At 46.5% G+C, this 24,217-nt stretch carries 20 protein-coding genes and 1 other RNA gene (1 of these 21 only partly in view); 2 read left to right on the top strand and 19 right to left on the bottom strand.

Annotation, left to right across the window (positions count from 1 at the left end; genetic code table 11):
• The 9 genes from dnaX to rpoE form a co-directional block, all read right to left on the bottom strand.
• Positions 1-1,560 carry the 5' portion of a DNA polymerase III subunit gamma/tau gene (gene dnaX / locus PUW25_RS00610; RefSeq protein ID WP_047914324.1) on the bottom strand. 186 nt of this gene lie to the left of the window's left edge, so 1,560 of the gene's 1,746 nt are visible here — the first part of the coding sequence; its start codon is at positions 1,558-1,560; its stop codon lies off the left edge, out of view.
• A gap of 297 nt (positions 1,561-1,857) precedes the next feature.
• Positions 1,858-2,124: signal recognition particle sRNA large type (gene ffs, locus PUW25_RS00605), an RNA gene on the bottom strand.
• 153 nt (positions 2,125-2,277) lie between these two features.
• Complete coding sequence (rpmE, locus tag PUW25_RS00600) at positions 2,278-2,475, bottom strand: 50S ribosomal protein L31 (protein WP_047914325.1); 198 nt, start codon at positions 2,473-2,475, stop codon at positions 2,278-2,280.
• Positions 2,476-2,669: 194 nt separating this feature from the next.
• Positions 2,670-4,019, bottom strand: coding sequence for a transcription termination factor Rho (rho, locus tag PUW25_RS00595; RefSeq protein ID WP_047914326.1), 1,350 nt, complete (start codon positions 4,017-4,019; stop codon positions 2,670-2,672).
• Between the two features lie 303 nt (positions 4,020-4,322).
• Complete coding sequence (locus PUW25_RS00590; protein ID WP_047914327.1) at positions 4,323-5,576, bottom strand: UDP-N-acetylglucosamine 1-carboxyvinyltransferase; 1,254 nt, start codon at positions 5,574-5,576, stop codon at positions 4,323-4,325.
• Between the two features lie 190 nt (positions 5,577-5,766).
• Positions 5,767-6,621 (bottom strand): class II fructose-1,6-bisphosphate aldolase, encoded by an 855-nt coding sequence (gene fba, locus PUW25_RS00585; protein WP_047914328.1) that lies wholly within the window; start codon positions 6,619-6,621, stop codon positions 5,767-5,769.
• A 234-nt stretch (positions 6,622-6,855) separates the two neighbouring features.
• On the bottom strand, positions 6,856-7,236 hold the full coding sequence (locus tag PUW25_RS00580; protein ID WP_047914329.1) for a response regulator: 381 nt from the start codon (positions 7,234-7,236) through the stop codon (positions 6,856-6,858).
• Positions 7,237-7,440: 204 nt separating this feature from the next.
• Positions 7,441-9,051, bottom strand: a complete 1,611-nt coding sequence (locus PUW25_RS00575) for a CTP synthase (RefSeq protein ID WP_047914330.1) — start codon at positions 9,049-9,051, stop codon at positions 7,441-7,443.
• A 333-nt stretch (positions 9,052-9,384) separates the two neighbouring features.
• Positions 9,385-9,927, bottom strand: coding sequence for a DNA-directed RNA polymerase subunit delta (gene rpoE / locus PUW25_RS00570; protein ID WP_274337883.1), 543 nt, complete (start codon positions 9,925-9,927; stop codon positions 9,385-9,387).
• Positions 9,928-10,465: 538 nt separating this feature from the next.
• Here rpoE and PUW25_RS00565 point away from each other — a divergent pair.
• On the top strand, positions 10,466-11,629 hold the full coding sequence (locus PUW25_RS00565; protein ID WP_274337882.1) for a S8 family peptidase: 1,164 nt from the start codon (positions 10,466-10,468) through the stop codon (positions 11,627-11,629).
• Between the two features lie 150 nt (positions 11,630-11,779).
• Here the strand turns inward: PUW25_RS00565 and argS are convergent, their stop codons facing one another.
• The 10 genes from argS to PUW25_RS00515 all read right to left on the bottom strand — a co-directional run bounded on the left by argS (position 11,780) and on the right by PUW25_RS00515 (position 21,951).
• Entirely contained in the window at positions 11,780-13,459 is a 1,680-nt protein-coding gene (gene argS / locus PUW25_RS00560) for an arginine--tRNA ligase (RefSeq protein ID WP_274337881.1), read from the bottom strand.
• A 3-nt stretch (positions 13,460-13,462) separates the two neighbouring features.
• Positions 13,463-13,882, bottom strand: a complete 420-nt coding sequence (locus tag PUW25_RS00555) for a YwiB family protein (protein ID WP_076315732.1) — start codon at positions 13,880-13,882, stop codon at positions 13,463-13,465.
• Positions 13,883-14,115: 233 nt separating this feature from the next.
• Positions 14,116-14,985, bottom strand: a complete 870-nt coding sequence (gene speB / locus PUW25_RS00550) for an agmatinase (RefSeq protein WP_274337880.1) — start codon at positions 14,983-14,985, stop codon at positions 14,116-14,118.
• A 16-nt stretch (positions 14,986-15,001) separates the two neighbouring features.
• Positions 15,002-15,829: a polyamine aminopropyltransferase gene (gene speE / locus PUW25_RS00545; RefSeq protein ID WP_274337879.1), complete on the bottom strand. Its 828-nt coding sequence runs from the start codon at positions 15,827-15,829 to the stop codon at positions 15,002-15,004.
• A 211-nt stretch (positions 15,830-16,040) separates the two neighbouring features.
• Positions 16,041-16,469, bottom strand: coding sequence for a monovalent cation/H(+) antiporter subunit G (gene mnhG / locus PUW25_RS00540; protein WP_274337878.1), 429 nt, complete (start codon positions 16,467-16,469; stop codon positions 16,041-16,043).
• On the bottom strand, positions 16,453-16,737 hold the full coding sequence (locus PUW25_RS00535) for a Na(+)/H(+) antiporter subunit F1 (RefSeq protein WP_274337877.1): 285 nt from the start codon (positions 16,735-16,737) through the stop codon (positions 16,453-16,455). Before PUW25_RS00535 ends, mnhG begins: the two co-directional genes overlap by 17 nt.
• Entirely contained in the window at positions 16,737-17,213 is a 477-nt protein-coding gene (locus PUW25_RS00530; RefSeq protein ID WP_274337876.1) for a Na+/H+ antiporter subunit E, read from the bottom strand. Before PUW25_RS00530 ends, PUW25_RS00535 begins: the two co-directional genes overlap by 1 nt.
• A gap of 4 nt (positions 17,214-17,217) precedes the next feature.
• On the bottom strand, positions 17,218-18,702 hold the full coding sequence (locus tag PUW25_RS00525) for a Na+/H+ antiporter subunit D (protein WP_274337875.1): 1,485 nt from the start codon (positions 18,700-18,702) through the stop codon (positions 17,218-17,220).
• Complete coding sequence (locus PUW25_RS00520) at positions 18,695-19,033, bottom strand: Na(+)/H(+) antiporter subunit C (RefSeq protein ID WP_047914341.1); 339 nt, start codon at positions 19,031-19,033, stop codon at positions 18,695-18,697. Before PUW25_RS00520 ends, PUW25_RS00525 begins: the two co-directional genes overlap by 8 nt.
• Before the next feature lie 2 nt (positions 19,034-19,035).
• Positions 19,036-21,951, bottom strand: a complete 2,916-nt coding sequence (locus tag PUW25_RS00515; protein WP_274337874.1) for a Na+/H+ antiporter subunit A — start codon at positions 21,949-21,951, stop codon at positions 19,036-19,038.
• A gap of 151 nt (positions 21,952-22,102) precedes the next feature.
• Here PUW25_RS00515 and PUW25_RS00510 point away from each other — a divergent pair, with 151 nt between their 5' ends.
• Entirely contained in the window at positions 22,103-24,160 is a 2,058-nt protein-coding gene (locus PUW25_RS00510; protein WP_420799964.1) for a transglycosylase domain-containing protein, read from the top strand.
• Positions 24,161-24,217 lie beyond the last annotated feature (57 nt).

The following is a 24,217-nucleotide window of genomic DNA, read 5'->3' as shown; positions in this document are numbered from 1 at the left end:
CAGCTGCTGCTCTAGCACACCTTCAATTACTTCCCTATTCGCCGGCTTCTCTGTTGTTTCTCGGTGAATACTGTTCTTAAAGGCGACAAGCACAGCATCTTCTAAGGCAGAAACAGGTTCTCCATCAACAAACCAGGCATGTACCGTTACTTTCTCTTCCTTGACGCGCTGAAGGATCTGCCCCCATTTGCTCGCAATATCGGTGAATTCCTTGCCGCCTCTCTGGGCAACATATTGCTCCATGTTAGGAGGCAGCTTGGCAGGCCCTGATATTCTTGGCGCAGCTGTTCGCTGATTTGAGCGAGCAGTACCGCCACCTGCGCCCTGAGCTCCACTCGCAGCTCCTACGCCGCCACTCTTCATCGCCTTCTCCAGCTTCTTCTCAAGCTCAGCAATTTGACGTTTCATCGCGGCGATCTCAGAGGAGTCGACGCTGGATCCTTGCCCCTCGGAAGCTATTGCAGCAGTACCGCCCTGAGGAAGACTGCACAATTTGAGCAATGCGACTTCGAACAAGGTTTGGGGCTGAGCCGCATATTTCATTTCACTTTGATATCGATTGAGCGTATCAATTACGTAAAACAACTGCTCTTTGGAAAAGGCATCTGCAATCGGCTTAAATGACGCAGGATCAAGGACCCGATCCGTCATCCGATCTGCATTCGGCACCATCTTGATCAGAAGCAGATCACGGAAATAATATAGAAGGTTCTCCATACTCTTATCCGCGCTCTTGCCTTCCTGCATAAATTCTTCAACCGTCTGCAGGACCTCGCCCACGTCTCCTTTCAGAAGGAATCCAGCCAGCTTGCCAAACTTCTCTGATGGAAGTCCACCTGTCATATCCAATGTCTGCTGATAGGAGACATGTCCTCCTGTAAAGGAAGAGACTTGATCAAGAATGCTCAGCGCATCCCGCATCCCCCCATCAGACAAACGCGCAATATATTGAAGAGCCTCATCTTCTGCTGTAATACCTTCTTCTTTACAAATCGCTGCAAGCCGTCCTGTCTGCTCTTCCAGGGATACCCTGCGAAAATCAAAACGCTGACAGCGAGAAATAATCGTAGCAGGAAGCCGATGCGGCTCTGTTGTTGCGAGTATAAACATCACGTGCGGCGGCGGTTCTTCCAGTGTCTTCAGCAAGGCGTTAAACGCTTCTGTCGTCAGCATGTGTACTTCATCAATGATGTACACTTTATGACGGACCTCGGTAGGAGCATACTTCACTTTTTCGCGTAAATCACGAATCTCCTCTACCCCTCGATTGGATGCAGCATCAATCTCCTGGACATCCATTACCGAACCCGACGTTATACGCCGACATGCTTCACACTCGTTGCAAGGCTCTACCTGAGGACCCCGTTCACAGTTGACAGCCTTCGCAAGTATCTTGGCAGCGCTTGTCTTCCCTGTTCCACGCGGACCACTAAACAGATACGCATGCGAAATCCGCTCTTCACGTATGGCATTCTGCAAAGTCTGAATGATATGCTGTTGCCCAACCATGTCTTGAAACGACTGAGGCCGCCAAGCACGGTACAACGCAATATGTTCCACTGTGCTTTACCCTCTTTCCACATGTCTCATGACCTTTGTTTGTGGCTTCATTATACTATATTCCCTCTTGAATCAAAACTTTAAAAGTACATGAGCCGTATTTTCATTATTATTTATTACTTGTATTCAATATTGTGAGGTCAAAAGAAATACCCAGTTGAATTGAGCTATTTCTATTTAGATATAACCATGAATTATTGCATTTAAATTCACTAAAAACCTCTCATAAATACAAAAAAATCTTTGCATTCCTAATGCAAAGATATCTGTCATACCATCTATTTATTTAGATAAGAACCGTGCACCTGTTATTGATAATTGCGATCCAAGCGGCACCCCTGCATAACAACTCGGGTTAGGCCACCCTCCGGCACAAGAGTGATCTTGCTTATGGCTGCTTCCTTCCGGACCTGACCAGATTCACAAGTACTCATTGCGGAGGACCCAACCGTCAACATTGCATGCAGGGACCAGCCTCACATCGACAAAACCTCTAACAGGAATTCAACCTCGCTATAGCGGATTGCGAGTTACAGGGCACCGCTACCTCCCCATCTAGCACGGTGAAAATAAGTATATCGCATGCAGTATTAAAATGCAACCGGACTGCAACACTTTCCAGCTCCACCCGTCCTGCAAAAAAATAAAACCTTCTGCCACTCCGGCAGAAGGTCAAAAACAAATGAAGCTGACGCAAGCTCGTCAGCTTCATATAAATTACATTCCGTATTTTTTCTTAAATCTATCAACACGGCCACCAGCATCCAAGAATTTCTGTTTACCAGTGAAGAACGGGTGACATGCAGAGCATACCTCTACACGCAGAGATTCTTTAATAGAACCCGTTTCGAACGTGTTACCACATGCGCAAGTCGCTGTAGTTACGTGATATTTTGGTTGAATCGCTTCATTCATGACTTTCACCTCTTCTTGCCCTGAGCCGGCTAATGGACCCAGAGTTATTAAGAACACAAAGTTGATTATAACACGCTCTTCTGCTCTACGCAATGCCTATGCAAATAAATGGTATTTGCAGAAATGAGAAGGCTTGTTTTATTCAAAAAGTCTGCTTTTTTACACATTGGATACCTATTCACTACGTGCTGTGATTAGGTTGTCGTAGCGGATGCCGCCGAAGTTCTATTCGTTCGTCTTGCAGGCGCAGAGCTTGTGCCCGAACCAGAAGAGCTGCCGGATTGTGTCTGACCCGTATTACCTGCCATATCGAGCGAAGCCAGGAACTCCGCATTCGTCTTGGTATTGCGCAGCTTCTTAAGGAAGCCTTCCACAAAGTCATGACTTTCATTCATATTCTTACGCACAGCCCATATCGCATCCAGCTCATCCTTCGTAAGCAGTACTTCCTCACGACGTGTACCGGAACGGCGAATATCGATTGCCGGGAAGATCCGGCGTTCAGCAAGCTTGCGATCCAGATGCAATTCCATATTACCTGTTCCCTTGAACTCCTCGTATATGATGTCATCCATACGTGAGCCCGTGTCAATAAGTGCAGTAGCTAGAATCGTTAAGCTGCCTCCCTCTTCCACATTCCGAGCCGAGCCGAAGAAACGCTTCGGACGATGAAATGCAGCCGGGTCAATACCACCGCTGAGTGTCCGGCCAGATGGCGGAATTACCAGGTTATATGCACGCGCAAGACGCGTAATGCTGTCCAGCAAAATAACAACATCCTTCTTCGCCTCCACTAGACGAAGCGCACGCTCAAGAACAAGCTCAGCTACTTTAATGTGATTTTCCGGAAGCTCATCAAATGTTGAGGCAACAACTTCCCCTTTAACAGAACGCTGCATATCCGTCACTTCCTCAGGACGTTCGTCAATCAGCAGTACAAACAATTCAATCTCCGGATTGTTGGTTGAAATGCTATTTGCTATCTCTTTCAGAAGGAGTGTCTTGCCCGCCTTGGGAGGTGCAACAATGAGTCCGCGCTGTCCCAATCCTACGGGAGCAAGCACATCCATAATACGGGTTGATAAATGCGTTGGGGATGTTTCAAGTACTAGCTTTTTCTGTGGGTATAGAGGAGTTAAGGCTGGAAAATGGAGTCTTTCAGCTGCCATCTCAGGGCTTTGTCCATTAACGGCATTAACCTGAAGCAGTCCGAAATATCTTTCATTCTCTTTAGGAGTACGGCACTTGCCGGATACGAGATCCCCAGTCCTTAAATCAAACTTACGAATTTGTGAGGAAGATATATAAATATCTTCTTTGCTCGGCAAATAGTTGATGGGGCGGAGAAAACCATAACCCTCTGGGAGGATTTCAAGTACGCCTTCCATGAACATAAGGCCGCTTTGTTCTGCCTGTGCTCGAAGAATAGCAAAGATCAGTTCTTTCTTCTTCAGCTGGCCGTAATAAGGGATCTGGTACTTCTTCGCTAACTTGTATAAGTCAGTCAGCTTCATTTCTTCCAGATCGGAAATTTGTAGATCCATGCAATAACCACCTATTCAATTAATAAGTCCGTAAAAATGGGAAGACTGACGGTCCAGTCGTATGTGTGCAAACTAAGTAATGATTATCTTCAATAACACTGCTTAGCATCCATTGTACGGAATTTACCTGTCTGAATGCAAATATGCAGATTATTGGCGGTATGATTGCCATTGTTATGCAAGAAATCAGTATTAGAATAGGTTTACCCATTTTTCGAAGAGATATTCATATAAAATATAGATCGGATAAAAAGAACTATTCTTGAATATGTTTATCTCTTCGAATATAAAACAATGACTTCTCTACAGTGTTTGACGCCAAACATCGGCACCCAGCTCACGCAGATTGGTGACTAAGTTGTCGTATCCACGATCAATAAACTCTACACCGCCAACCTCAGTGACCCCTTCTTCCACCGTTAATCCAGCGATGACAAGAGCTGCGCCTGCTCGCAGGTCGGCCGCCTTTACCTTGGCCGCATTCAGCGAATGTCCCTCGATAATCGCCGATCTTCCTTCTACCCGAATCTTAGCACCCATTCGGATAAGTTCAGGCACATGCTTAAAGCGGTTGCTATACACAAAATCGCTTAGTACACTCACTCCTTGTGCCTGGGTCAGCAAGCTGGTCATTGGAGACTGCAGGTCGGTGGCAAAGCCCGGATATACCAATGCTTTGACATCGACATGTTCATAGCTTGGTTTGCCGATCACTCGAATGCTCTCATCAAGCTCCTCAATACCAACACCCATTTCAATCAGCTTAGCTGTCAACGCCTCTAAATGCTTAGGGATGACATTATCAATGAGTACATTGCCACGAGTTGCAGCAGCTGCAATCATATATGTACCTGCTTGAATACGATCAGGAATAATGGAATGCCGGCAGCCATGAAGCTCCGATTTGCCCTCGATACGAATCGTTTCGGTTCCTGCACCTTTAATCGATGCTCCCATGGAATTCAAAAGTGTTGCTACATCTATAATCTCAGGCTCTTTGGCCGCATTTTCAATAATTGTAGAGCCCTTGGCTCTTGTCGCTGCCAGCATAATGTTTATGGTTGCTCCTACACTGACAACATCGAGATAAATTTTGGCGCCCTTAAGCTCTTTGGCATGAAGATGGATCGCACCATGCTCATTCGTCACCGTTGCTCCCAGAGCTTCAAAACCCTTGATATGCTGATCAATAGGTCGAGGTTCAAAGTTGCAGCCCCCTGGCAGTCCTATGGTCGCTTCTTTGAAGCGCCCTAGCAAAGCACCCATCATATAATAAGACGCGCGAAGCTTCTTCACCGGTCCGTTAGGCATAGGCAGTGAAATAATATGAGAAGGGTCAATCTTCATCGAATTTCCATCCCAAGATACCGTAGCTCCAAGCTCCTCTAGAATTTCGGAATAAACAGCAACATCACTGAGTAAAGGTAGATTATCAAGAATAACTTCCGACTCGGCAAGGATTGCCGCCGGAATGAGCGCTATGGCACTGTTCTTAGCTCCGCTAATGGTAACCGTGCCTTGGAGTGGCCTTCCACCACTGATCATTAATTTTTCCATAAGGTAAGAGGTCCTCCTAGAAATCACTTCTAGCCGAATTGAATAATTCTTATGGCATTGCGACACTGCGGATTATTATCATTTTAATACATTAAACTTTTAAGAAAATACTGATTATGAAATGGAAAAACACCGACTAAGCGGTGTGATTCCCATTTCATCTATTCAATTGAATTGTATGTCAAAGAACTTACGCTTGGTTGCTGGAACCAAACTCACGGATTTTGCCGATAACTGTTGCTTTGATCGCGTCACGACCTGGAACGATATATTTACGTGGATCGTATTCATTTGGTTTAGCTGCAAGCACTTCACGAACAGTCTTCGTGAACGAGATTTGGTTCTCTGTATTCACGTTGATCTTGGAAGTACCCAAAGAGATTGCTTTCTTGATGTCATGAGTCGGGATACCTGTACCGCCATGAAGAACAAGTGGAAGTGTCGTCGCGTTACGAATCTCTTCCATTTCTGCAAAACCAAGGTTAGGCTCGCCTTTGTAAGGACCATGAACAGAACCAAGAGCTGGAGCAAGTGTATCAATACCTGTTTCGTTAACGATACGAACACAGTCGTCAAGCTTAGCGTACATTACTTCACCGACAACATCATCCTCTTGTCCGCCTACGATACCAACTTCAGCTTCAACGGAAACGCCTTTGGAATGTGCATACTCAACCACTTTTTTAGTGATTTCGATATTCTCGTCGATTGCATGGTGGGAACCGTCGATCATAACGGAAGTGAAGCCTGCATCAATTGCTTCTTTACATTTATCAAAGCTGGAACCATGATCAAGATGGATGGCTACAGGCACGGTAATTTTCATATCGTGGATGAGGCCTTCAACCATTTTTACTACAGTGTAGAAGCCGCCCATGTGACGAGCTGCGCCTTCGGATACTCCAAGAATGACTGGAGATTTCTCTTCTTCTGCTGCAGCAAGAATAGCTTGAGTCCACTCAAGGTTGTTGATGTTGAATTGACCAACTGCATATTGACCTTTAAGCGCTTTGTTTAACATGTCTGTCATTGATACTAATGGCATGGTTTAAATCCTCCTAGTGTCTTTGTTTGTCTATGGTTATTAGCCGACATCACATACAGCCATTATTATACCACATCCGATGTTAAATACTAAACAAGGGTTTGAAAAATAAAATAAGCTGTGCTGACGTCCTGCCATTTCGAATTCTAGCAGAAGACAGGGCACTGGCAAAGTGATGTCATTTACAAAAAGGCTACAAAAAATCCTGCCCGTTAAGACAGGACCCTATACATCCTATATTTCGTTCTTTACCCCGCCAAGCTGCATATTAACCGCGATCCGCATCTCATCAATGTCAAAAGGTTTGGTGAAGTGCATTAGCGCTCCTAGCTCGGTAGCTTCTTTAATCATGTCAAGCTCACCATATGCGGTCATCATAATGACCTTGATTTCAGGGTTCATCTCTTTGATATGCTTCAGTATTTCCAGACCATCCATTCCTGGAATCTTCATATCCAGCAGGACAAGGTCAGGGGAATGCTTCTGAACAATTTCCAGTGCAATTTTGCCGTTAGCCGCCTGGTATGTTGTATACCCTTCACTGCTAAACACTTCCATAAGCAAAATACGTATTCCATTCTGATCATCAACTATAAGTACTTTTTTGTTATTCAAAGTCTTACCTCCCGCAAATCAATCTACGCAAGCCGCACATGATTGTACCTAATCCAGCGATTTTAGGTTGTTAGATATAAGATTCTACCTCGCTCAGTTAAATCCTGCTTACTTGAACTATATTGCATATAAATGGAACGGCATCCAATACCATGATAAAAAAGATCCCGAAAAACGGGATCTTTGGTTTATATCCATTCGTTATTACATGTTCTCTGAATGCGTAAGGGACGCCTTCACAAATTCACGGAACAATGGCTGCGGACGGTTCGGACGAGAAATGAATTCCGGATGGAACTGAACAGACAAGAACCAAGGATGTCCTGGAAGCTCAACAATTTCCACCAAACGTCCATCTGGAGACGTACCCGAGATAAGCAGACCTGCCTTCTCAATCACTTCACGGTACTCATTGTTAAATTCATACCGGTGGCGATGTCTCTCGTAGACCAATTCATCCTGATAGCAGGCAGCTGCAAGAGAGCCTTCCTGCAATTTACAAGGATACAGCCCGAGACGCATCGTACCGCCGAGATCCTCGATATCCTTTTGCTCTGGAAGCAGATCAATGACCGGATATTCAGTAGAAGGGTTAATCTCCGAGCTGTTAGCACCTGTGAGACCAACGACAGAACGAGCATACTCAATAACAGATACCTGCATACCCAAGCAAATGCCGAAGAACGGAATGTTCTTCTCACGCGCATAGCGAATAGCCGACACTTTACCTTCAATACCGCGATCGCCAAATCCGCCAGGTACCAGAATCCCGCCAATTCCGTGCAGCAACTCATCTACGTTCTCATCCGTAATCTCTTCCGCATTTACCCAGCGGAGCTTCACTTCTGCATTGGCAGCAAAGCCTGCATGAGACAGTGATTCAACCACACTAAGGTAAGCATCGTGAAGCGCAACATATTTACCAACAATGGCAATTTCCACTGTTCTCTCCAGCTTGCTGATCCGATCAACAAGACCCTCCCACTCGGTCATGTCCGGTGCAGGCGTTGTCAGCTTCAAATGATTTACTACAATCTCATCCAAGCCTTCATCACGAAGATTCAACGGGACCTCATACAGTGTGCTTGCATCACGGCATTCTACGACAGCATGCGGATCAATGTCGCAGAACAACGCCAGCTTAGCCTTCATATCCGCGGAGAGCTCCTGCTCTGTACGGCACACGATCACATTCGGCTGGATACCAATTCCGCGTAGTTCCTTAACACTGTGCTGCGTCGGCTTCGTTTTCACTTCACCCGCTGCTTTGATGTAAGGAATCAACGTAACGTGAATGTACATCACATTATCCCGGCCTACATCACTCTTGATCTGACGAATCGCTTCAAGATATGGCAGGCTCTCGATATCACCTACCGTACCACCAATCTCCGTAATAACAACATCAGACCCTGTTTCACGACCCGCACGGAATACGCGTTCTTTGATCTCGTTCGTAATATGAGGAATAACCTGAACCGTACCGCCCAGATATTCTCCGCGGCGCTCTTTGCTAATCACTGTAGAGTACACTTTACCCGTGGTCACATTACTGTTCTTGGAAAGATTTATATCAATAAAACGCTCATAATGCCCAAGGTCAAGGTCTGTTTCCGCTCCGTCATCTGTTACAAACACTTCACCATGCTGGTAAGGACTCATAGTTCCTGGATCCACGTTAATGTATGGATCGAATTTCTGAATCGTCACCTTAAGCCCTCTGTTCTTCAGCAGTCTTCCCAGAGATGCAGCCGTAATCCCTTTGCCCAGGGAAGACACAACCCCGCCCGTCACGAAAATATACTTTGTTGTCACTTTATAATACCCTCCTACATAAAAGTCCGTAAAATTCAGGCGACATTATGATGTTATCCTAACCCATTTTTCAGGTTATCATCGTCCAAAAAGGGAATAAGCAAAATTTGCTTGTCAAAAAAAACATCCCGCCTCACAGATCAAGGCGGTACATGTTATTTCTATCTATAGTTCCCTATAAAAAAGAAAAAAGCACACCCGAAAAAACGGGGCACTTTTTTATATAAAACACGTGTAATATTCATCGCTCAATCATAAGCCCAAGCAATAGTTTACCTGCTTGCATGATCTTTTGTCAAGGATGTTCAACGACTTTATCCAACCAGATTTGGACTAGTTTTCCTCGTCCTCATCTTCGTTGTCTGACTCATCATCATCGTCGTCTTCTGCGTCTTCTTCCTCATCGAGCTCTTCATCGCCAATAATCTCATCATCGACATCATCATCGTCATCATCCGAGTCATCATCGAAGAGATCGTCGTCTTCATCCTCATCACCAGAATGATCGAAATCTTCATCCTCGTGTTCTTCCTCAATGTACTCTTCATCCTCATCATCGTCGTCGTTGATGATTCTTGGACGCTTCGTACCCGTAACAGCATCTTCTGCTTTATCGATCGGATACCAGCGCTTGAGTCCCCACAGATTGGTTCCTACATAAGCAAACCGGCCGTCGATATTAATTTCAGTATATAGCTGTGCAATGACATCATTAATCTCTTCGTCGCCGAGGCCACGCAGCTTCGCTACTTCATTCATCAGGTCGCGATAGTAATAAGGCGTGTTGGCAACTTTAAGCACCATAAAAGCCAAATCGACCATCGGCATTTCGCGGATCCTTTCTGGATCCAATTTTAAATTGAGTGAGGTACTCACTAACGGACACTTCCTCTCACACATTAATTCGCATAACGGTTTATAGAATGATCTAAATACTCAGCTCCAGCTCAATCTATATAACGCTTTAACTATAACTAACATATCCATTAACAAACCTAAGTAAAACCTATTTAGCCTCAAAATGCAAGTTTTATGTGCATAAGTAACGAGATTTAAATCAAGCAGAAAAATTCCAATCTCTATCTATATAACTCACGATGATGTTCTCTTCAATATGTATATCCTCTTCGGCTATAACTCTTCAGTAGTGACTTCACTTACATCCAGCTGAAAAAATTTAAAAAAGACGGGGGTCCCTCCCCCGCCTTCTGACTGTATCCGCCCTGAAGGATTGCTCCTTCGATGGGTCCCCGCAAGAGCCATGGAGCTCTCTATGTATATTATGAATTTCCACACCATTTGACACGATTTATCGGGCCTATTTGCAATAAAAAAGGGCTGGTTTCTCATGCCGTATCACCTGCACGTACATACAATACCTCAAGCATGGCATCCAGAGGGGGACTGCCCAAAAATGGATTACTCCGTATTCTTATCCCTGCTGAATGATGAGATGAATCAAGCTTCCCAGACATCCAGCGGACACCAGATCATTCGTTTCGCAAAACCACAGCAGTATCATGAGTGTTTGCTTGCACTTGCCAAGCTCAAGCCAACCTTAAAAAATCTCCGGCATGTCAGAGCATCCCGCCTGATCAGGGCACTGATCGTTCCTCTAACTCCATCCGCCAGACTTCACAGTTTGAGTAGTCCATCCTTAACCATTGAGAACGACAGTAAAATAAAGGTTCACTCCACGATAAAAAACATCAAAACGCCCCCTTCAGGAGGCGGTCACGGCATCCCATGGGGGGTGAGAAAGATTCGTGCTCATAAGGCTTGGTCCAATTCTACAGGACATCGAATCAAAATTGCTGTCATTGACACAGGCGCCGATTATCAGCACCCCGACCTCCGTCATTCCCTCGCCAGAGGCATTAATCTTCTCAACCGAAACATGCTTCCCTTCGATGATAATGGTCATGGCACCCATATTGCAGGCACCATTGCCGCTGCAAACAGCACAGAAGGCATTATTGGCGTTGCCCCTAGATCCATCATATACCCTGTAAAAGCATTCGATCATCAAGGATCAGCCTATGTCTCAGATATCATCCTCGGCATTGACTGGTGTGTCCGGAACCGGGTTGATATCATCAACATGAGCTTCGGCATGCGCACCAAGAGTAAGGCTCTTCTTGATGTCGTCAATAAAGCAAGCAGGGAAGGCATCGTCATCGTCGCCTCATCAGGAAATGACGGCAAGCGGCGCAGCATTGATTTTCCGGCCAGATACGCACAGACCATCTCTGTGGGGGCAACCGACGAGAACAGACGCATCGCCGAGTTCAGCAATCGCGGCCCTTATGTAGATGTGTATGCTCCAGGCAAAAATATATACTCCTGCTGGACTCATGGGAAATATCATGAGATGAGCGGTACCTCTATGGCTACCTCTCATGTCAGTGGTGCGATTGCATTATTGCTGTCAGAACGCCCCGGTTTATCCCCTGAGGAGATCAAGACGCTAATCAAGAAAAGTGCAACCCCCCTTCGTTCCGGAAAGTCAGCCCGTTCCAGTGATCAAGGTGGGGAGCTCCATGCACAACGATTGCTTCAGGAGGGAACCAAGTCTTAGTTAAGCGTGTGGTGGTCTCTCTAGTCTCGAAAGATGTAGACCTTATTTGTTTTTCGGATCTTATCTGAGTAAAGAAGCCTCCCGAGATTATCTTGGGAGGCTTCTGCATTATTTAAGGACAGCCGATTATTCGGCAGCTGCTATGACAAATCACATTTTTTCGGGTGCACTCACGCCGACAAGTCTGAGGCTGGTAGCAATGACTGTGCGAACCGCGCCAAGCAGAGCCAGTCTCGCTTGAGTCTGCTCCGCATCATCAGTAATGACACGCTCAGCCTTATAGTAGCTGTGGAACAATGCCGACAGCTCATACACATAACGGATAATACGGTGCGGTGCGTATCCATTCGCTGAGGCTGCAACCTCTTCAGGGAACTCACCCAGCTTGCGCAGAATGTCATATTCATGCTCTGCTGTCAGCTTAGACAGGTTCACATCACGTACAGGATAGATGACAATCCCTTGCTCTTCTGCCTGACGGTATACACTGCATACCCGGGCATGTGCATACTGTACGTAGAACACCGGGTTCTCGTTGCTTGTAGAAATGGCAAGATCCATATCAAAATCAAGATGAGAATCCATGCTGCGCATCGTGAAGAAGTATCGAATCGCGTCTACGCCAACTTCGTCCATCAGATCTTCCATCGTAATGGCTTTGCCTGTACGCTTGGACATCTTCACCTTCTCGCCGTTCTGGAACAAGCTTACCATTTGGGCAATGAGAACAACCAGCTTGTCAGGATCGTTGCCGAGTGCTTCCATAGCAGCCTTCATTCTTGGAATGTAGCCATGGTGGTCTGCACCCCAAATATTGATCATCGTATCGTAGCCGCGGGCATACTTGTCGCGATGATATGCAATATCCGGTGTCAGATAGGTGTATGTGCCGTCATTTTTAATGAGAACACGGTCCTTATCGTCACCATATTTGGAAGTATGCAGCCAAGTCGCCCCGTCCTTCTCGAAGATCTCGTTTCTTTCCCGCAGCTCGTCAAGCGCGTTCAGAACCGCTCCGTTGTCATACAGTGAGGTTTCACTGAACCAATTATCGAATTCAACACGGAAGCGTCCAAGGTCACGTTTGATCTTATCAAGCTCTTTCTCAAGACCGTAATCTCTAAAAAAGGCTGCACGGTCACCCGGATTCAGCTCAAGCAGGGAGTTCCCCTTCTCAGCAACCAGTTCTCTGGCAAAGCCGCGGATATCCTCGCCATGATAGCCATCCTCCGGCATGTCTACTTCCTGTCCCAGCTCCTGAAGATAACGTGCCTCAATGGATTTGCTCAGGTTAAACACTTGATTGCCGGCATCATTAATATAGTACTCACGCGTCACTTCATACCCTGCAAAATCAAGCACGTTGCATAATGCATCGCCAACAGCTGCTCCACGGGCATGTCCAAGATGAAGGCTTCCGGTCGGGTTCGCACTGACAAACTCCATCTGGATTTTGCGTCCCTCACCCATATTCACACGTCCGTAGTCCTCACCCTGCTCGTGAATGAGTTCAATTACGGGGTACAGATAGCTCTTACTCAGACGGAAATTAATAAAGCCTGGGCCTGCGATCTCAGCGGACTCAATTCCAGCCTTCGATAAATCGAGATGTTCAATCATTTGTTCAGCGATCATGCGCGGATTCTTCTTAGCAATCCGAGTCAGCTGCATCGCAGCATTCGTCGCGAGATCCCCGTGACTCTTATCCTTCGGTACTTCTAGCACGATTGCCGGTATCTCTTCCTCAGCCACAATACCTGCTGATATTACAGCTTCTTTAATTGCTGCAGTAACTTGCTCATTAATAAGCTCTAATGGATTGCGTGTCATGAATTAATGTTCCTCCTGTATTTCCATACTGATATCAAAACGTCCTGATTTCTCTTCAAACATATATAGATCATAGCGAAAAGCAAGCTTGGCCGACATTCCTGCGGTGCTGATCTCAAGCTTCTTCGTGTCCGTAGACAAAGCAAACGAAGTGTAGGGTGATTTATAGAATCCGGGCAGCCGTTGGCCCAGCTCAAAATTCTGCTCTGATTCCACTCCGCCATGACGGATCAGCTTCAAGCTGTGCTCTGTGACCTTAATGGTATTTCGAATCCTGCTCCCCCCGGGAACCTGCTCTTCTTCTTCATATCGTACATAGAGGGCGCTGCCTTTCCTGATCGCCTCTCCGGTAAATGTCTGTATAACCTTCTCGCCGTCAGCCATACTGTAAATATGAACCTTGACGGGATTCCATCCTGACATGATTCTATCGTCCCCTATCTACCTTAAAAAAGCGTTCCTTTCGCTTCTTTCCTTAGTTCATTCTATAGATTTTGGTTCTATTGTTCAAATCAAAATCCTGCCTGTCTATCTAAATGATGCCGTAAAACGGCAGCTCGCATACAAAAGCACCCCAACAGCCCTGATCATATCTTCTTCAATCAGGGGATGAAAGGGTGCTTCACAAACCATAAGCTGTGTAATATTGTACAAATCTACTTGACGAAGCCAAGCAGCATTTCACGGATCAGCTTGGATGCAACGATTGGCGTCTGCTGCGTTGGGTCATAGATCGGCGCCACTTCAACGACGTCAAATCCCACGACATTCACACTCGATCTTGCAATCGCATGAACAGCCTCAAGCAATTCCTTGGATGTAATTCCGCCGGCTTCTGCAGTTCCTGTGCCTGGAGCTGCGGAAGGGTCAAGCACGTCGATATCAATCGTCACATAAACCGGACGACTGCCCATGGACGGCAATGCTTCCTTCATGGGAGCTGCCACTTCAAATGGATAGAAGTTAATGTTCTCACGTGCATAGGCGAACTCTTCTCTCGAACCGGAACGGATACCGAATTGATAGATGTTCTTGCCTCCCATCAATTCTGCCGCTTTGCGAATTGGAGTCGAGTGGGACAGAGGCTCACCTTCATACTGCTCACGAAGATCGGCATGGGCATCAATATGAATAATCGCAAGATCAGGATATTTCTTGTACATTGCTTCAAGTACTGGCCAAGTGACCAGATGCTCTCCGCCAAGACCAACCGGAATCTTACCGTCAGCCAAGAGACCTTCCACATACTCCCGGATGATATCCAGGCTGCGGCTTGCATTACCAAATGGAAGCAGCAAATCACCTGCATCGAAATACTTCAGATCTACGATGCTTCTATCCAGGTAAGGACTGTACTCTTCAAGTCCTACAGAAGCCTGGCGAATGTGTGCCGGACCAAAACGCGAGCCCGGGCGGAAGCTGACGGTGTAATCCATCGGCATGCCGTAGATCACGGCTTTGGAATTCTCATAATCCTCGGAACTGCAAATAAACACATTTCCAGAGTATGCTTGATCAATTTTCATATTAAGCTAATTCTCCTTATTTAATCAGATCTTCCACGAACTTTGGCAGCACAAACGCTGCTTTGTGAAGACGCGGAGTATAATATTTAGTATCGATTTCTGGGATCGCTGTCTCGTCAACTTCGAGCGGATCATACTTCTTGCTTCCCATGGTAAACGTCCACAGACCGCTTGGGTAGGTTGGAATATTCGCTCCATATACACGAACGATCGGGAACACTTCCTTCACGTCTTTGTTCACACTCTGAATCAGATCTGCCTTAAACCAAGGGTTGTCCGTTTGAGCAACAAAAATGCCGTCTTCTCTTAATGCTTCGTAAATCCCTTGGTAGAAGCCGCGTGTGAACAGATTGGCTGCAGGGCCTACCGGCTCAGTGGAATCTACCATGATGACATCATAAGCAGCCTTGTGATCATGAATGTGCATAAAGCCGTCACCTACGAGCACTTCGACACGAGCATCCTCCAGCTTGCCTGCTATGCTTGGCAAATATTTTTTGGAATACTCGATTACCTTGCCGTCGATATCAACCAGAACCGCCTTTTTCACTTGAGGGTGCTTGAGCACTTCACGGATGACTCCGCCGTCACCGCCTCCAACCACAAGTACATGCTCAGGATTAGGATGCGTATATAGTACCGGATGCGCAACCATCTCATGGTATACGAATTCGTCTTTTTCTGTCGTCATTACCATACCATCAAGGAGCAGCATATTGCCGAACTCCTCGGTTTTGACCATAGCCAGATCTTGAAATTCCGTCTGTTCATTCACATAAGTTTCGTGAATCTTCATTGTAATGCCGAAATTTTCGGTTTGTTTCTCCGTAAACCACAATTCCATCGTTATTACCTTCTCTCGATTAGAATAAGTGTTCAGCCGGCAGCTTTCACCTGGATTTCTATCTAAACAGCATATACAAGCGAAGAGGAGCTTCAGATTTTCCGTCTATATTGTACTAAACCCATGGCACAAATTGACGCACTTTTGCATTATACGTTAAATCTGAAATCGCTGTAAAGATACTGTTCCATTGCGTTATTTTCAGGAGAGCTTACTCATGCTTGGTTTGATTTCTGTTCGGCTCCGGCTCAAGTGAATCTACAGAAATTTCCTCGTTCTCGAGGAGCTGTCGTTTCTTCCCTTTAAGAGCCTTTGCCAGCTCATCAAGCGCACTTCCCTTCCATAAGGGAACATCGGTACGATAGGCGGCACGACCATTCAAATGCCCTGCAACAGGAGCGGTCAAAAAAACAAACAGAATACCCAGCAGCAGCCTTGCACTCACATAGCCGTCATACACGATAAAAAACAAAAAACTGCCGGACAGGATACATAAAATGCCAAGCGTATTACTCTTTGTTGCTGCGTGCGCTCGGAGGTATACATCCGGAAGCCGGATGAGTCCGTAGGCACTCAGCACACTCAGAATCGCACCAAACAAGACAAGGAGCCCAACGATTACACTAAAGATCATCGTCATTTTCGAGTACGAGCCCCCTTTCAATGAATCTGGCAAAGGCAACTGTACTGATAAACGCCAAGATGCCAATTAAGAGGATGATATCCACATAAGCCTGAGTATGAAGCAGCATAGACAATACAGCTACACTTCCAATCAAGTGAATACCAATCGTATCGAGTGCCGTGATGCGGTCAGCCATGGAAGGCCCCTTCAGGACCCGATACAGACACCCGAGAATGGCGACACCCAGCAGCAACAGCGAAATGCTAAGAACAATGGTCAGCATTATCTCGTCACCTCCATAATCGCTTTCTCAAATGTATTCTTGATACCCTCTGCAATCTTCCCTTCGTCCGGGATATGGAACGCGTGAATGTATATGGTTCTCTTGTTTCTGGAAATCTCAAGCGGCATCGTGCCTGGCGTCAGTGAGATGAACAGAAACAGCAGCATAATCTCGAATTCGGAGCGAAGATCCGTCTCATATTTAAAAATTCCGGGCGAAATGTCGAGCTTCGGCTTCACAATATGGGAAATAACTTCAAACGAGGAACGAAAGAGCTCTATAATAAGCAGCTTGATCAGCTTTAAGGTGGCCCATAGCTTTTTTAAATAGAAGGGCTCAGGGAAGAACCTACGGAATGCAAAAATGATCAGTAACCCAAGGGTGTACCCTACAAAGAAGCTGGCTCCGCTCCATGAATGATTGAGCATCATCCAAAGAAAAGTGATGAGTAGATTGAGAATAATCTGCCTGGACATTCAATCACCACCCCTTTAATACCTTATTTACATATAGGCTAGGATCAATCAGTACATGTGCCGCCGTTGAAAAGGAAGGATACAGCACCTCTGCAAACAGCCCCATACCGATCACAATAACAAACAGCCCCCCTGCCGGAATGAGCATCCGGTTAATGGAGTAATGAGCCTCATCCGAATGGATGGTCTGCCCCTTTCCCCAGAAAGCATAAATGAAGATTCGCAGAAGCGAGTACAGCATCAGGAAGCTGGCAATTACCGCAATTGTGGTCAGCCCGTATAGCCCTGCGGCGATGCCCCCTTCAAAAAGCATCAGCTTACCCGGAAATCCGCTTAGCGGAGGAACACCTGCCAGAGCAAGTGCAGCTACGAAGAACATCCAGCCGAGCAGCGGGTAGCTGCGGATAAGACCGCCCATATTGTTAAGACTTGCGGTCCCGGCAGCGGCAATTAATGCTCCGCCTAGCAAGAACAAGAGTGTTTTGATAATCATGTCGTGCAATAGATAGAACATAAGGCCTTCAAGCGCGAGCTTGTTATCTGCTGCCATCCCAAAGGCCACAAAGCCTACCCCTGCCACAACGTTGTACACCAAAATCTTATTTACGTTCTTATAGGCAATAGCACCGATTACCCCTAGTATCATGGTAGCCCCTGCCATCCAGCCAATGATCTGACGAGTAAATTCTGGATCGTGATAGAACACAAGTGTGAACATCCGCAAAATGGCGTATAAACCCACCTTCGTCAGAAGACCGGCAAACAGTGCGGTTACGATGGCCGGCGGAGCAGCATAAGAACCGGATAGCCAGAAGAACAAGAACAGTCCGGCTTTTATGCTGAAGAAAAGCAGGAAGAGGACCGAGATGACTCCCAGAATACCATCCTGCCCTACTTCAGCCACCCTCACCGATAAGTGAGCTAGGTTGACGGTTCCTACAACGGAATACAGGTAACCTATGCCAACGACAAAGAAGGAGGAAGATACCATATTGATAAGCACATATTTTAACGACTCCATCAGCTGTCTTTCCGTATTCCCCAGCACAAGCAGCGCATAAGAAGAAATCAGCATCAGCTCAAAGCAAACGAATAGATTGAACAGATCTCCGGTTAGGAAGGAGCCGTTGACGCCAGCTATCAGAAACTGAAAGAACACGTAAAAGTGGTATTTCTCTCTCTCCTCTGTGAGACTTCTAAATGCATAGAAGATACAAGCCACCGCAATAATGGAGGCTACGAGTACAAGCAGAGACGCAAGAGTATCCGCTACAAACACGATGCCATAAGGTGCTGCCCATCCTCCCATATTGAGCAGCTGGAGGCCCGAAACGGATACTTGTGCGAACAACAGGATCGCAATGCCAAGAGCAATAACAGTACCAATTCCGCTGATCCAGCGCTGTATTCTGACCGACTTCATAAACAGAATAAGAAGAATCCCTGTGAGAACAGGGATGAAGATCGGCAGAACAACAAGGTTATTCATATTTCGGCCCCCTTACTTCCTCCATATCGTCGGTCTTCAGTTTGAGATACGAACGATAGGCAAGCACGAAGAAGAAGGACAGCAGTCCAAAGTTAATTACAATCGATGTCAGGATCAGTGCTTGTGGAAGAGGGTCCACATATTGCTCGGCGTTCTCTCCCAGCAGCGGAGGTGCTCCTGTCTTCAGACGAGCCATTGTCATAAGCAATAGATGCACTCCGTGTGACAGGATGGATATCCCCAGCACAAGCCGAAGCAAGCTTCGAGACAGTATCAGGTACACACCTACGGCAAATAGAATACCCACGGTAACACTCATTATAATTTCCATCGTCATCGATCCTCCCCAATTTGCAAAATGATGGTCATCGTGACACCGACCACGGCCATGAACACGCCTGCTTCAAAGATGAGGGCAGTCGTCAATTCAACCTCGCCCAATATCGGAATATTGAAATAATCAAATGTCTGGCTCATAAACGGAACCCCAAACAGGAAAGATCCCGCAGCGGTTGCTAGTGATATAAGAAGGCCCCATGCAATGACATAACGGTAGTCAACCGGAAGTATTCGGCGCAGCGTATCCGTATTGAATGCGATCGCCATAAGAACGAGCGAGGCAGAGGTTACGAGACCGCTGATAAATCCGCCCCCCGGCTGATGATGTCCGGCGAAGAAGAGATACAGAGCAAAGATTAAGATAATAAACACAATGATCTTTGTACTCATCTGTAAGAAGACATCGTTACTTCGCAATGGAACGGTGTTCCAATTATCCGGCTTGACCATTCGGCTTGTATCCTTTGCTTGATCCTCCTCTTCCTTCTTCGGCAAAGCTTGATGCTTCGAGCCAAGATCTCTGCCCGTCAAATTGAGATTGATCATCGAATAGATCGCCAGGGCAGCAACACCAAGCACCATAATTTCAAGCAGCGTATCAAATCCGCGGAAGTCAACCAGAAGCACGTTGACAATGTTCTTGCCCCCTGCCAGGTTATAGCTCTCCCTTGTAAAGAACTCGGAAACGGAAGAGAGCTGAGGTGTCCCGCTTGCCGCCAGGGCAATCAAGGTAACCATGACACCTACCCCGATAGCAATAACCAGGTTCAGAGCCTGATATTTCCTGCTTGATTTGGGCGTCAGCTCGGGAAGGTGATAGAAGCAGAGCAGGAAAAGTGCGACCGATACCGTTTCAACCACCATTTGAGTCAAGGCCAAATCTGGCGCTCTGAAGAGCACAAAGAACAAGGTAACAAGATAACCCACAGCCCCTGTTAGGATGACAGCAGACAATCTGTGTTTGGCTAAAGGAATGCACAATGCCGTAATAATTAAGCCCGCGAGCAAAATATTTTCATAAGCCATGAACGATTCATAGCCGCTGAAATCCCACTGTATATCGCTGGCACGCCAGAATGCATAGAAGATCAGGATCAGCATAAAGCCGAAGATGTAAATTAAATAGTTGCGCAGCGATCCGTTCATGTAGGTCTGAGTCCATCGCTTCGCAAACCGGTGCAGCCCTCTAAATGCCGTTGAATAGAAACGGTTGATGGTATATCTGGGGATGTAACCCTCATATTGAGTCTTCCATCTAGGCAGGAATTTGTAGATGACTCCACCGAGAACAACAACGCCTAAGGTCATCCACAGCTCGGGTGTGATTCCATGCCATAGATACAGATGCACATCGAAACGTTCTCCTTCAGCTAGAAGGGGGGACAGAACAGAGGCCATCGCCGGCTCAATCAGCCCGCTAGATAACAGATCCGGATATACTCCTGTGACCAGCACCATCAGCGCCAGAATAGATGGCGGAATTAACATTCCTATAGGTGCTTCATGAAGCTTATGTATAGGAATCTCAGTCTTGTTCGTTCCAAGAAATGTCCGAAATACGATAACCATGGAATAAATAAAAGTCATTACACTCGCAATCCAGGCCAAGATGGGAAATAGCATACCCCAGGCTTCGAGATTGAATATGCCCAGTTCCGTAATTTCAAGCGTTGCCTTGAAGAACATCTCCTTACTAACGAATCCGTTGAATGGCGGCAGACCTGCCATGGAGAACGTGCCAATGAGAGCAATCGAGAAGGTTATCGGCATGACGGCTATTAGTCCGCCAAGCTTTCTAATATCCCGCGTGCCAGTCTCGTGGTCTACAATCCCTGCCATCATAAATAGTGATCCCTTGAACAGCGCATGATTAAACAAATGTAATATGCCTGCCGTTGTTGCTGTTGTATATAATAAGGATTCCGACCCATATCCAAAATAAAGTGCAGCCGAGCCTAACCCGAACAGTGACATGATGAGCCCAAGCTGAGATATAGTTGAATACGCCAGAATGGCTTTGAGATCCGTCTTCTTAATGGCAATAAGTGAACCGTAAGCCATCGTTATGATCCCTACAAGCGAGACAAGCCAGAACCATACGGCTTCACCACCAAAGACGGGTGTATAACGGGCTACAATATAAATGCCGGCTTTGACCATTGTGGCTGAATGCAAATATGCACTTACTGGCGTCGGTGCTTCCATCGCATCGGGCAGCCAAATATGAAACGGGAACTGTGCGGATTTGGTAAAGGCCCCGATCAGAATGAGAATAAGCGCAGGGATGAACAGCGAATGATCGTCTATATTAGAGATAGACTCGATCGTTTCTCTTATGCTGTATGAGCCGCTGATCAAATACAACATGATGAACCCTGTCAGCATCGCGAATCCGCCGAAGACCGTGATAAGAAATGACTTTTGTGCACCGCGGATCGACTCTTCCTTATTATGATGAAAAGCAATCAACAGGAAAGAAGCGATACTCGTCAGCTCCCAAAAGCCGTATAGCACCATCATGTTGTCTGAGAGTACAACGCCAAGCATCGCTCCCATAAACAGGAGCAGATACAAGTAGAACTGATGCAATGCCTGACCACGTTCCATATAGTAAACAGAGTATAGAACAACCAGAGTGCCTATCCCTGTAATCAGCAGCGAGATTAGTAAGCTTAATCCGTCTAAGTAGACTGTAAAATAAATGCCAAGCGATGGAATCCACGGAATGGATTCGTAGAATACAGCGTAGTCCCGCACATCAGGAATGAGGCTCAGAAAATAGGCAAACAGAATCAGCGGTACGAACAGAACCGCCCATCCCAGGTGAAAACGGTGTGACAAACCTTTCATAAATGCAATCCCAATTCCTGCTGCAATGGGAAGAAGAATAGAAATATGAAGCAGATACACAAGTACACCCCCTAGTAGCACGAATTAGAGTTTATGTTAACCTTTACCCGTATCTGCTATGCACAGAATCTTCGATTGCTATGAATAATGAATAGGACCTAGTCCCATACTGGTACATGAGGTTATTTTTGGAATGAAGGGAGGGCTCCATTTGTCAGAAACTGAAGAATCCACGAAAAAGAAAACAAGCCGCACCATGAAGGTTCTGAAAGTACTAGGCATTCTGGCGCTCACGGGCATTGTGCTAACTACAGTGCTTGTCATCTATCTATATGCTACGAGCCTCCCTCTCGCAGATAATGACCGAAATTCAAGGCTGTTTGATATCAACGGTGAGGTCATCGCTACATTTTCCTCCAGTGGGAAGGATTCGACTCCTGTGAAGCTGGATCAGATTGCTCCTGAGTTAAAAGAGGCTACCATTGCCGTCGAGGACCGAAAATTTTATGAGCATTATGGCTTTGATATTGTAGGCGTGGGACGAGCTATTCTCGTGAACATCAAGGAAATGAGCATGGCACAAGGTGCAAGTACATTGACACAGCAGCTTGCCAGAAATCTGTATTTAACCCATGAGAAGACATGGTCACGAAAAATAAAAGAGGCGGTCTATACAGCCCAGCTTGAAATGAATTTTACAAAAGACGAAATTCTACAAATGTATCTAAACGAAATCTACTATGGTCACGGAGCCTATGGAATTGAAGCGGCATCTCAGCTCTATTTCGGCAAGTCGGCGGCAGATCTTACGCTTGCGGAGAGCTCACTTCTCGCCGGTGTCCCCAAGGGTCCTACTTACTACTCGCCGTACAATAATATGAAGAAAGCAAAGGATCGGCAGAAGATTGTTCTCAGCGCTATGGTCGATACAGGTGATATTACACAGAGTGAGGCTGACACCGCATACAATGAAATGCTGGATATCAAGCCGCAAAGTGAACGGAAAACAAATGAAGAGGCTCCGTATTTCCGTGATTATATCCGTAATGTGGTCGTTAATGAGCTGGGCATTGATTCTTCACGTCTGGATCATGGAGGACTTAATATTTACTCGACCATTGATATGCAGATGCAACAAGCTGCTGAAGACACAGTGGCCCGCATAATGGACCCGAAGAGTCAGCTTCAAGTCGGCCTGGTCTCCATTGACCCGCGCGATGGATATGTAAAAGCAATGGTGGGCGGCACAAATTATCTGACGAGTCAGTATAATCATGCACTGGCCAGTAATCGCCAGCCGGCCTCCTCCTTCAAGCCGATCATGTATCTAACGGCCATTGAATCCAAGCAGCTCACCAGTGTTTCTCTATTCGAGAGCAAACCGACGGTATTCCATTACGATAATGACCGGAAGACCTATGAGCCCAGCAATTTTGGCGAGAAATATCTTGGCTGGATTGATATGCGCAAGGCGATTGCCGTTTCGGATAATATTTATGCAGTCACTACACTGATGCAAATCGGATATGAGCCGGTTATTGCCATGGCCCACAAATTAGGGATAACCAGCTCGCTCAGCGGAGTGCCTTCGCTTGCCCTCGGCACCTCCCCTGTGAGCGTGTTTGAAATGGCCTCAGCATACAGTGTGCTTGCCAATGAAGGACAGCGAAATGCACCGATTGCCGTGCTAAAGATTACGGATGCGGCTGATCGAATCGTGTATAAAGTTCCGGAGCAGGCACCCGAACAGGTCGTTGACCCGGCCTCAGCGTATGTGATAACCAACCTGATGGAGAGTGTATTTGATACGGGGGGCACAGCTCACCGGGTTGCGGGCAAGCTCGCAAGGCCTGTCGCGGGCAAGACAGGGACCACGAGCTCCGATGCCTGGATGGTGGGATATACACCTGAACTCGCGACCGCTGTGTGGGTTGGCTACGATGAAGGAAAAGAGATTACAACAACGGAGAGCCGCAGGGCTGCTCCGATCTTCGCCGAATACACAGAGAAGGCGCTTGAGAATGTGCCTCCAAAAGTATTTCCTGTGCCTGAAGGCGTGACCAGTGTTTATGTCGATCCAACAACTGGCAAGCTTGCCGGCAATTATTGTGAGAATCGCAGGCTCGAAGTATTCCTTCGCGGTACAGAGCCGGCCGAATATTGTACCGAGCATTATGCTGAGCCGGAACAAGACTCGACGGAGCAGGATATTGAGAGAGAACGAGATGATACTTGGTGGGATCACTTTAAGAATTGGTGGACCAAATAAGCCTGAAACCTGGGTTATACGCACGTGCTTGGCTGACTCCGTGCCCTGGGCAACGAC

The sequence above is a fragment of the Paenibacillus urinalis genome (genome assembly GCF_028747985.1).
GTDB classification, from domain to species: domain Bacteria; phylum Bacillota; class Bacilli; order Paenibacillales; family Paenibacillaceae; genus Paenibacillus; species Paenibacillus urinalis.
The sequence above is the reverse complement of the archived record's forward strand: the minus strand, read 5'-3'. Positions and strand labels throughout refer to the sequence as shown.